We start from the raw sequence: 10,540 nt of genomic DNA on the forward strand, positions 1-10,540 counted from the left end.
CGGTGATGTCGGATTACGCGGCTTCGCCGCTAATCAGTTTTACGACGGCACATGAGCCAACGGTGATGTCGGATTACGCGGCTTCGCCGCTAATCCGACCTACGATGCTGGCGAAGAGCGTAGGTCGGGTTAGCGCGCAGCGCGTAACCCGACACCACCACCAGACCATTTACCGCACCACCTCCGTCAACACCCTCCCCTCCGACGCGGACGGCTGGCGCACGCGCAGCAAATGGGCCAGGGTCGGCGCGATATCGACCACTTCCGCGTACTGGCCATACGCGCCCGGCTTGATCCAGCGCGGGCCGTAGACCATCAGCGGCACGTTGGTGTCATAGGTGTAGGGCGTGCCGTGCGAGGTACCGCCGGCGCCTTTGCCGAAGTACCAGGCCGGTTTCGTTACCACCATCAGGTCGCCCGACAGCTGGCGGTTCCAGGCCCGGCGCATCAGGGTGTCCATGCGGGTGGCGACCGCCCCCGTTTCCATCTGCGTGCGCGTATAGACCTGCGCCAGGCCGTCACGCTGCAGCAGGAAGCGCGCGGCCGCGTCTTCCAGTTCGACGCGGCTGGTGCCGTTCTTGTCGGCCAGCGCATAGTCCAGGTAGATATTCGGCAGCGAGAACGTCGTCACCAGCTTGTCCACGCCCAGGGTCGCCGCCAGGTGGGCGTTCAGGTCCTTGACCAGTTGCGCGCCGTCGATGCGCCTGGCGGGAATGCCGCGCGTTTCGTTAAATTCCGGGACGTTGGCAAAGCCATGGTCGGCCGTCAGCACCACCAGCACATTGTCCATGCCGACCTTTTTATCAAGGTCGGCAAAGAAGCCGGCCAGCATGCGGTCCAGGCGCTGCAGATGGTCGTGCGACATCTTGCTTTCGGGGCCATAGGCGTGGTTCACATAATCGTGCGCCGACAGGCTCACGCCCAGGATGTCGGGCACGCCGGCCCGATTGCGGCCCAGCTGCTCGCCATCGATGGCGGCGCGCGCGAATTCCAGGGTCAGCTCGTCGAGGAAGGGACCGGATTTCAGGCGGCTGTAGTAGTCGCCATCGAGGCTGCCGCTGTCGCTGTAGTAGGCAAACGGGAAGGTATTGCGCGCGCCCGGCTTGGCCGGAACAATATCGTCGCGGGCATCGTTGACGTAGGCCGCATCGGCCAGCAGCGGGGTCCAGCTCTTGCCGTAGTAGCGGTCCTGCGGCCTGGCCGCCTGGTAGCGCTGCACCCATTGCGGATGCTGCTGCATGTAATAAGTCGAGCTGGCGAAGTTGCCGCTTTTTTCCATATACATATAGGCGGTGCCGGTTTTCCCGGCCAGCAGGATGGCGCCACGGTCCTTGCCCGACACCGTGATGACCTTGGCCTGGTTGCCGGTGGCGTAGCGCAATTCGTCGCCCAGGGTCGTCACGCGCAGTTTCGCCGGCGAGGTGCCGTCGTCCGGCTTCGTCTCTTCGCCGATATATTTGTGCGCGTGGTCTTCGGTGCAGTAGACCGACTGTCCAGTGACGGGGTCGATCCAGTTATTGCCGATCACGCCGTGCTGGTAGGGATAAGCGCCGGACAGTATCGCCGTGTGGCCGATGGCGGTCACCGTAATGCCGTGCGCCTGGTGCGCATCGCTGAACCAGGCGCCCTGCTCCAGCAGGCGGCGGAAACCGCCCTGGCCGAACTGGTCGCGGTAGCGCGTGACCTGTTCTTGCGGCAGGCCATCGACCACCAGCACCACCACCAGCTTCGGTTGCACGGCCTGCGGCGCGGGCGCGGCGTGGACGGAAAAGGCGGCCAGCAGCAGCGCCGGCGCGATCTTGCGTGTGAAGGAAATTGCTGGTGTCATGGATAGTGTCAATGGCTGGTTGAGGTGCGCGGCAGCATACCCATGCAAGATGACAGGAGCATGACAGCGCGCGCACCGGGATCGCTGCCATGCTCGTTCAAGCTTGCTTAAAAGTCAAACACGGCCTTCAGCACCGCCACCCTCGGGTCGCCCAGCGGCAGCACGTTGGCGTTCAGCACGCCCGCGTAATACTCCTTGTCGAAAAGGTTTTTCACGTTCAGGCTGACCCGGTAGCCGCGCCCCTGGTAGGCCAGGCTGGCGTCCGCCACGGTGTAGCCGGGCACCGTGTAATTGACCGATGGACCCGTCTTGGGCGCTTCGTAGCGCGCGCCGAGACCCGCCGTCCAGCCGTCCATCACGCCGCCACGGAAGCGGTAGTTGGCCCACACATTGGCGCTCTGGCGCGGGGTATTGAGCAGGCGGCGGCCGACTGTGCCGCCATTGTCTTCGGTCACGCGCGCGTCAAGCACCGTCAGCGCGCTCTGCACGCTCCAGCCATTGCGCAGGTCGGCGCTGATCTCGGCCTCGAAACCGCGCGTGCGCTGCTCGCCCGTCTGTACCTGGCCGCTCGACAGGATGGCGATATGGGCCGGGTCCGGGTCGGCCGTGGTCACATTCGTGCGCGTCAGGTCATAGATGGCGACGGCGCCGTTGATGCGACCACCGGCAAACTGGAACTTGCTGCCCACCTCTGCCTGGCGCCCTTCTTCCGGCTTGAACTGCGCGCCGAAAAAGTCGCTGCCGCTGACCGGCAAAAACGAAGTGGCATAGCTGACGTAGGGGATGATATGGGGCGTAAGCACATACGACAGCGCCACGTTGCCGGTGTTCGACGAGGTGTCCTGTCGCTGCGTGATGCCGGTCAGTTCATTCAATTCGCGATTGCGCGCGCGGTCATGGCGCGCGGCCAGGTTCAGGCGCCAGTTGTCATTGAGTTTGACCTGGTCGCGCAGGTACAGTCCTGTCGACGACACGACCGTGTTGGTCAGGCGGCTGGCCGGCGGGCAGCTGACCGCAGTGTTGTAGACCGGGTTCAAGACATTGAGCGCGGCGATGCGGCACACCTGGTTGGCGTAGCGCACGCGGTCGTGATTGAGGTCCAGGCCCGCCATCACGTTGTGCTCCATGCCGCCCAATACAAACGTGCGCGAGGCGTTGGTGTCCAGGGCGCGGTTGTTGCCGTCGACATCCTGCAACTGGGCCGAGCGGCTTTGCAGCAGTTCATTGGCGGACAAGCCGGACAGCGACACGAAACGGCCATCCATGGACATGGTCTGCCAGCGGAAATTCTGCGCCACTTTCCAGCCATTCTCGAAACGATGCACCAGGCTGTAGCCAACCTGCTTTTGCGACGAATCGTAAGGCCCGAAACCCGGTTCGCCATAGAACTGATCGCGCTTGAGCGGACCATTGCGGTTCGGCAGCAAGGTACCTTTCACGGGCGCGCCCTGGGTGCGCAGGTATTCGCGGCGCGTGTAGGAACTGAGTATCGTGAAATCGGTGTTGGCGCCCAGGTCCAGCGACAGCGACGGCGCCAGGTACTGGTTCTTGAACCACACCTGGTCGGTCTGGTCGTCGGTATCGGACCACAGGCCGTTGAGGCGAAAGGCCGCCTTGCCGCTGTCGTTCAAAGGCCGGCCCAGGTCGAACGTGGCCTGCTTGTAGTGGTAGCTGCCGACGGCGAAGCCGGCCTGGTTGAAGGCTTCCGCGCGCGGGCGCTTGCTGACCATATTGACCATGCCGCCCGGCTGCACCAGGCCGAAATTGATCGAGGCCGGGCCTTTCAGGATTTCGATCGATTCGACGCCGGACACTTCCTGCGCCACGTAGTTGGACTGGTTCAGTTTGAGGCCATCGACATAGATCGATTCCGACGCGCGCTGGCCGCGGATGGAAAAGTCGTCCCAGCCCCGCTTGCCCCAGCTGCCCGACGACACGCCGGCCGAACTCTGGATCGCCTCGTTGAGGGTGGTGACCTGGCGCGAATCGAGCAGGTCGCGCGTCAGCACCGAGATCGACTGCGCCGTCTCGAACAGCGACAGGTCGGACTTGGTGGTGCTGGCACTGGCGCGCGTGGCGCCAAAGCCCGCGTTTTCTTCACGCGTGCTGGCCACATGGACGGTCTGGATGCCGGTCGCTGCGGCATTTGCGTCAGCGCTGGCGTCGGCAGCGGCGGCGTTATCGGCCAGCGCCGGATGGCACTGCAAGGTGGAGGAAATGGTCAGGCACAACAGGCGGGCGGCAAAGGCGATGGGACGGGGTGCGGGCAGGAAGGAAGGCATGAAGCATCTTTACGTAGTTGCGAATGATTCTTATTATTATATGTAAATTCAGGTAAAGATGCCATGGTGATCTTGTTTTACACAGGCAAAAAAAATGCCGCGCTTTCGCAGCGCGGCATTTTTCCTGCACGTTTCCGATCAGTCGTTTTTGATCACGATGCTCGGGAATTTATTCGTCATGTCCTTGGCTTTCTCCGCCACCTTGATGGCGATGGTACGGGCGATCTGCTTGTAGATCACGGCGACCGGGCCGTCCGGTTCGGCCACCACGGTTGGGGTGCCCGAATCGGTCTGCTGGCGAATCGCCATGGTGAGCGGCAAGGCGCCGAGGAATTCCACGCCGAAGTCCGCGCACATTTTCGCGCCGCCGCCGGCGCCGAAGATTTCTTCCGCATGGCCGCAGTTCGAGCAGATATGCGTGCTCATGTTTTCCACCACGCCGAGGATAGGAATGCCGACTTTCTCGAACATTTTCAGGCCCTTGCGCGCGTCAAGCAGCGCGATGTCCTGCGGCGTGGTGACGATCACGGCGCCGGTGACCGGCACTTTTTGCGACAGGGTCAATTGGATGTCGCCGGTACCTGGCGGCATGTCGACGATCAGGTAGTCGAGGTCGCGCCAGTTGGTCTGGTCCAGCAGTTGCTGCAGGGCCTGCGTGACCATCGGGCCGCGCCACACCATCGGCTCGTCCGGATCGATCATGAAGCCGATCGACGACACTTGCAGGCCGTGGTTTTCCATCGGCTCCATGCTCTTGCCGTCCAGCGTCTTCGGCTGGCCACTGATGCCCAGCATCATCGGCTGCGACGGACCGTAGATATCGGCGTCCAGCACGCCGACCGAGGCGCCCTCGGCCGCCAGGGCCAGCGCCAGGTTGACGGCGGTGGTCGACTTGCCGACGCCGCCCTTGCCGGAAGCCACGGCAATGATGTTCTTGACATTGCTCATCGGTTTCAAGCCACGCTGTACCGTGTGCGAGATGATCTTCGACGATACACCGACGCTGACATTGCCCACGCCCGGCAGCACGCGCAAGGCGGCCAGCACGGATTTGCGGATCAGGTCGATCTGGCTTTTGGCCGGATAGCCCAGTTCGATGTCGAGTGAAATATCGCCGCCATCCACCTTCAGATTCTTGACGGTTTTACTGGAAACGAAATCTTTCTGTGTATTGGGATCAATAACTTGCGCCAGGGCTGCCTTGACGTCTTCTGCTGTGATGCTCATGTGATTCTCCGTGTGTGATCCCCGCAGTTTAGCGCAAATGCGCGGGCCGCGATCAAGACAAAAACTGCCACGGGTCGGCGCGGCATCTGCTCATATTGCGTTTCCGCTGTTAAAATGCTTGTTTATCCATCCCAAAAGTGCATCAATCATGACTCGCAAGCTGTTCGTCACCACTGCCCTGCCTTACGCAAACGCCGCTTTTCACATTGGCCACATCATGGAATATATCCAGGCCGATATCTGGGTCCGGTTCCAGCGAATGCAACGTGATGGCGACGCCGGCCGTGAGGTGCACTTCGTGGGCGCCGACGATACGCATGGCACGCCGATCATGATCGCCGCCGAAAAGGAAGGCATCACGCCGCAGCAGTTCGTCGCCAATATCGCCGCCGGCCGCGCCCAGTACCTCGACGGTTTTCATATTGCCTTTGACAACTGGTATTCGACCGATTCGCCGGAAAACGTCGATCTGTCGCAATCGCTCTACCGCAAGTTGCGCGATACCGGCCTGATCGTCACCAAAACCGTCGACCGCTTCTTCGATCCGGTAAAAGGCATGTTCCTGGCCGACCGCAACATCAAGGGCGAATGCCCGAAATGCGGCGCCAAGAACCAATACGGTGACAATTGCGAAGTGTGCGGCGCGGCCTACCAGCCGACCGACCTGGTCAACCCGTTCTCGGTGTTTACCAACGCCACGCCGGTAATGAAGCCGTCGGAACAGTATTTCTTCAAACTGTCGGACCCGCGTTGCTTTGAATTCTTGAAAAGCTGGCTCAACACGCCAGGCCGCCTGCAGCCGGAAATGGTCAACAAGGTCAGCGAATGGCTGGGCGAAGCCGGCGAAAAGCTGGCCGACTGGGATATCTCGCGCGATGCGCCCTACTTCGGCATCCCGATTCCCGATGCACCGGGCAAGTTTTTCTATGTGTGGATGGACGCGCCGGTCGGCTACCTGGCCAGCCTGAAAAACTATTGCGACAAGAAAGGCATCGATTTCGAGGCCTTTTTGAATGACCCGAGCACCGAACAGATCCACTTTATCGGCAAGGACATCGTCTCGTTCCACCTGCTGTTCTGGCCTGCCATGCTGAAGTTTGCCAATCACCCGGTGATCGACAAACTGAAAGTCAATGTGCATGGCTTCCTGACGGTCAACAACGAGAAAATGTCGAAGTCGCGCGGTACCGGCATTTCGCCGCTGCGCTACCTGGACCTGGGCATGAACCCGGAATGGCTGCGCTACTACATCGCGTTCAAGCTGAATTCGAAAGTGGAAGACCTGGACTTCAACGGCGAAGATTTCGTCGCCCGCGTCAATAGCGATTTGATCGGCAAGTACGTGAATATCGCCAGCCGCTGCGCCGGCTTTATCGCCAAGCGTTTCGACGGCAAGCTGGCCCCTGCCCTGTCGGAAGGCGCACAGACCTGGATCAACCGCGCGCTGACGCAGGACATCAACGGCGTCGTCGTCGAGCGCCAGGACAGCATCGCCAAGCACTTTGAAAACCGTGAATTCGGCAAGGCGCTGCGTGAGATCATGGAAATTGCCGATATTACCAACCAGTATGTCGACGAAAACAAGCCGTGGATTTTGGCCAAGGATGCGGAAAAAACCGCAGAACTGCACGATGTCTGCACCACCGCGCTGATCCTGTTCCGCCAGCTGACGATTTTGCTGTCGCCGGTGTTGCCGGGCGTGGCGAAGAACGTTGCCTCGTTCCTCAACGACGCCGAGTTCACCTGGGCCGACACGCAGGTGTTTGGCGACGCCGTCTCGCACAGCATGCTGGGCCGCACCATCGGCGCCTACAGCCACCTGATGACGCGCATGGATGCGAAAATGATCGAAGCGCTGTTCGATGCGCCGCAAGCGGTCGTGGCGGCCCCGGCAGTCGATGCGGCCAACGACGCTGCGCCAGCCGCCCCGGCACTGGTCGCCAGCACGCCAGCCTCGGCCATCGAGGAACTGGCGCCGGAAATCAAGATCGACGACTTCCTGAAGGTCGACCTGCGCATTGCAAAAATCGTCAACTGCGAACTGGTCGACGGTTCCGACAAGCTGCTGCGTTTGACCCTGGACGCCGGCGAAGGCCGCTTGCGCAATGTATTCTCGGGCATCCGTTCGGCCTACAAGCCGGAAGAGCTGGTTGGCAAGCTGACCGTGCTGGTGGCCAACCTGGCGCCGCGCAAGATGAAGTTCGGCGTCTCCGAAGGCATGGTGATGGCCGCTTCCGCTGCCGATGAAAAAGCCAATCCGGGCATCTATATCCTGAACCCGTGGCCAGGCGCCGAACCTGGCATGCGCATCCGTTAAGGCGACATCATGAATATCGTGGTGCGCGAAGCAGGCGACGAAGATGCGGCGTTGATCGCCGGACTGACCCGCGCGGCATGGGCCGGCAAGGTGGCCGCTTCTTCCAGCGGGCACCGCGAAACGGCCGAGCAGGTGGCGCGCAGCCTGCGCAGCGGTGGCGGCTTCATCCTGCTGATCGACGACATGCCGGCCGGCTCCTTGCGCTGGATGCCGCTCGATAGCGAACCGTCTATCTGGGAAGTCTCGCGCATGGGCATCTTGCCTGAATGGCGCGGCAACCATTGCTCGCAGCACCTGCTCGAAGCCGTGATCCACCATGCGCTGTCGTGCCAGGCCGAGCAATTGCGGCTGGCCGTGCGCCTGGACCAGGGCAAGCTGATCGACTTTTATGCAGCGTTTGGTTTTGAACTGGCCGAAGAGCTCGAATATTCGCACGCCAACCCGGCAGAACCCCCACCGTCCGTCATGCGGCGCATGCTGCGTTATTGATTTTTAGAAAATCCCCTCAAGCTTGCCGCCAGAATGACCCACCACACCGCTGAGCGCGGTAAAATGCGGCTTGCTGATTTTTACTCGGAAGTGACCATGAAACTGCCTGCAAAACACATGAACTACGTTTCGGACCATACCCTGTTCATCGCCGAACTGAAAGCGAAGAACCCGGGCATGGAAGAAGGCCAGCGCGCCGGTCGCGCCCTGCTGTGGGACAAGCTGCCCGTCAGCCTTGACGAGCAGGACCGCCAGATGTCGTCGGCCGTCAAGCAGCAAGCCTACGTGTACCAGAACAAGAACTAATCCCCGCTACCGGAACCGGCACGATGTTGCCTGAAGAAGTGGCGGACGCGCCAGGCACGGCTGTGCCTGACGCGGCCGCGGTCATCGCGCCGCCCACAGCCGATCCGCTGGCCATCGCCCGCCTGTATGGCGAGCCGATGCTGCGCATGCCGACCGATTTGTATATCCCGCCGGACGCGCTGGAAATCTTCCTCGAAGCCTTCGAAGGCCCGCTCGACTTGCTGCTCTACCTGATCCGCAAGCAGAACTTCAATATCCTCGACATTCCGATGGCGCAGGTCACCCTGCAATACCTGAAATACGTCGACCAGATCCGCGTGCGCAACCTGGAACTGGCGGCCGAATACCTGCTGATGGCGGCCATGCTGATCGAGATCAAGTCGCGCATGCTGCTGCCCTCGCGCAAAAGCGAGGTCGAGGAAGACGGCGGCGACCCGCGCGCCGAACTGGTGCGCCGCCTGCTCGAATACGAGCAGATCAAGCTGGCAGCGTATGACCTCAATACCATCCCGCAGTTCGAACGCGACTTCGTGCGCACCCAGATCTTCATCGAACAGAGCCTGACGCCGAGCTGGCCCGAGGTCGAACCGGTAGACCTGCAGCAGGCCTGGCTCGACGTGCTGAAACGCGCCAAGCTGACCCAGCATCACCGCATCAGCCGCCAGGAACTGTCGGTGCGCGAGCACATGACGGCCATCCTGCGCCGCTTGCAAAGCACGCGTTTCGTCGAGTTCGGCGAACTGTTCGATATCGCCGGCGGCGTGCCGGTGGTGGTGGTCAACTTCGTGGCCCTGCTGGAACTGGCCAAGGAAACCCTGATCGAAATCACGCAAGCCGAACCGTTTGCGCCCATTTACGTCCGGCTGGCTTATTCGCCGGCCTGATATCATCTCCCTTTGTCACTGACCACCGTACAACGGGGTTTTAGCGAAAGCATGCAATGAAAATTATTTCCGACATCGATGAATTGCGCGACCAGCTCAGCGGACAGCTGCGCACGGCCTTCGTGCCCACCATGGGCAATCTGCACGAAGGCCATCTGTCGCTGATGCGCCTGGCGCGCAAGCATGGCGACCCGGTGGTGGCCTCGATTTTCGTCAACCGCCTGCAGTTCGGCCCGAACGAAGACTTCGAAAAATATCCGCGCACCATGGCTGCCGATGTCGCCAAGCTGGAAAAGGAAGGCGTCTACGTGCTGTTTGCGCCAACCGAGAAGGAGCTGTACCCGGAACCGCAGGAATACCGCGTGCGCCCGCCTGACGGCCTGGGCAATACCCTGGAAGGCGAGTTCCGCCCCGGCTTCTTCGAAGGCGTCTGCACGGTGGTGAGCAAGCTGTTCTCGTGCGTGGGTCCACGCGCGGCCGTATTCGGCAAGAAGGACTACCAGCAACTGATGATCATCCGCAACATGGCGCGCCAGATGGCGATGCCGACCGAAATCATCGCCGCCGAAACGTATCGCGCCGAAGACGGCCTGGCGCTGTCGTCGCGCAATATGTATTTGTCCGACAGCGAACGCGCGGAAGCACCAGAGTTGTACAAGGGCCTGAACTTTGTCGCCGAAGAAGTACGCAAGGGCAACTTGTCGGTGACGGAACTGGAACAGGCCGCCATGCGCCTGCTCGACGGCCGCGGCTGGAAGTCCGACTATATCTCGGTGCGCAAGCGCGCCAACCTGCAGGCGCCCGATGCGGCCGAGCTGGCGGCCGGCGAACCGCTGGTGGTGCTGGCGGCGGCCAAGCTCGGACAGACCCGCCTGATCGATAACCTGGAAATTTAGCTGCAATCGCGCAGTCAGAAATTAATGCCATTCAGTTAGCGGCTCCGCGCCACAAGCACACCTGCAAAACCGATTAAAATCGCAGTCGCTGGCACAGGGTCACCGGGCCAAGCGGGCCTGAAAAATGTCGAGGGCAAGGCGCAGCGACGCAGGCAGTACGCATGTACGACAAGGAGCTGCAACGCCGCCATCGGCATTTTCTCAGGCTCGCGTCTCTGAACTGCCCCCCGAAAGTTGGACACAAACTTTCGGGGTTTTTTATGGCAAAGTACAGTATGCAATTCAAACTGGACGTTATCCAGCAATGTCTA

At 61.3% G+C, this 10,540-nt stretch carries 8 protein-coding genes; 5 read left to right on the plus strand and 3 right to left on the minus strand.

Going from position 1 to position 10,540, the window contains the following annotated elements:
• Positions 1-169: 169 nt before the first annotated feature.
• The 3 genes from AC0Z42_RS29515 to apbC form a co-directional block, all read right to left on the minus strand.
• Positions 170-1,828 carry an alkaline phosphatase family protein gene (locus tag AC0Z42_RS29515; RefSeq protein ID WP_485471614.1) on the minus strand — a complete coding sequence of 553 codons (1,659 nt, stop codon included), beginning with the start codon at positions 1,826-1,828 and terminating at the stop codon, positions 170-172.
• Positions 1,829-1,935: 107 nt separating this feature from the next.
• Positions 1,936-4,110 (minus strand): TonB-dependent siderophore receptor, encoded by a 2,175-nt coding sequence (locus AC0Z42_RS29520; protein ID WP_485471615.1) that lies wholly within the window; start codon positions 4,108-4,110, stop codon positions 1,936-1,938.
• 138 nt (positions 4,111-4,248) lie between these two features.
• Positions 4,249-5,337 (minus strand): iron-sulfur cluster carrier protein ApbC, encoded by a 1,089-nt coding sequence (gene apbC / locus AC0Z42_RS29525; RefSeq protein WP_485471616.1) that lies wholly within the window; start codon positions 5,335-5,337, stop codon positions 4,249-4,251.
• Positions 5,338-5,485: 148 nt separating this feature from the next.
• On the opposite strand from apbC, the gene metG reads away from it, so the two are divergent.
• The 5 genes from metG (at position 5,486) to panC (ending at position 10,229) form a co-directional block, all read left to right on the plus strand.
• Positions 5,486-7,654 carry a methionine--tRNA ligase gene (gene metG / locus AC0Z42_RS29530; protein WP_485471617.1) on the plus strand — a complete coding sequence of 723 codons (2,169 nt, stop codon included), beginning with the start codon at positions 5,486-5,488 and terminating at the stop codon, positions 7,652-7,654.
• A 9-nt stretch (positions 7,655-7,663) separates the two neighbouring features.
• A complete protein-coding gene (locus AC0Z42_RS29535; protein WP_485471618.1) occupies positions 7,664-8,143 on the plus strand; it encodes a GNAT family N-acetyltransferase in 480 nt (159 codons plus the stop codon).
• A gap of 96 nt (positions 8,144-8,239) precedes the next feature.
• Positions 8,240-8,449: a DUF3460 family protein gene (locus AC0Z42_RS29540; protein ID WP_485471619.1), complete on the plus strand. Its 210-nt coding sequence runs from the start codon at positions 8,240-8,242 to the stop codon at positions 8,447-8,449.
• Between the two features lie 23 nt (positions 8,450-8,472).
• Positions 8,473-9,333 carry a segregation and condensation protein A gene (locus AC0Z42_RS29545; RefSeq protein WP_485471620.1) on the plus strand — a complete coding sequence of 287 codons (861 nt, stop codon included), beginning with the start codon at positions 8,473-8,475 and terminating at the stop codon, positions 9,331-9,333.
• A 56-nt stretch (positions 9,334-9,389) separates the two neighbouring features.
• Positions 9,390-10,229 carry a pantoate--beta-alanine ligase gene (panC, locus tag AC0Z42_RS29550; RefSeq protein WP_485471621.1) on the plus strand — a complete coding sequence of 280 codons (840 nt, stop codon included), beginning with the start codon at positions 9,390-9,392 and terminating at the stop codon, positions 10,227-10,229.
• The last annotated feature ends 311 nt before the right edge of the window (positions 10,230-10,540 follow it).

It is taken from the genome of Janthinobacterium sp. 1L-D-8-B-C4 (assembly GCF_057291295.1).

Excerpts from the sequence above, each read along its gene's own strand:
- AC0Z42_RS29520 (WP_485471615.1), bottom strand. The coding sequence starts at position 4,110 with ATGCCTTCCTTCCTGCCCGCACCCCGTCCCATCGCCTTTGCCGCCCGC.
- metG (WP_485471617.1), top strand. The coding sequence starts at position 5,486 with ATGACTCGCAAGCTGTTCGTCACCACTGCCCTGCCTTACGCAAACGCC.
- AC0Z42_RS29515 (WP_485471614.1), bottom strand. The coding sequence starts at position 1,828 with ATGACACCAGCAATTTCCTTCACACGCAAGATCGCGCCGGCGCTGCTG.
- AC0Z42_RS29540 (WP_485471619.1), top strand. The coding sequence starts at position 8,240 with ATGAAACTGCCTGCAAAACACATGAACTACGTTTCGGACCATACCCTG.
- apbC (WP_485471616.1), bottom strand. The coding sequence starts at position 5,337 with ATGAGCATCACAGCAGAAGACGTCAAGGCAGCCCTGGCGCAAGTTATT.
- panC (WP_485471621.1), top strand. The coding sequence starts at position 9,390 with ATGAAAATTATTTCCGACATCGATGAATTGCGCGACCAGCTCAGCGGA.
- AC0Z42_RS29545 (WP_485471620.1), top strand. The coding sequence starts at position 8,473 with ATGTTGCCTGAAGAAGTGGCGGACGCGCCAGGCACGGCTGTGCCTGAC.
- AC0Z42_RS29535 (WP_485471618.1), top strand. The coding sequence starts at position 7,664 with ATGAATATCGTGGTGCGCGAAGCAGGCGACGAAGATGCGGCGTTGATC.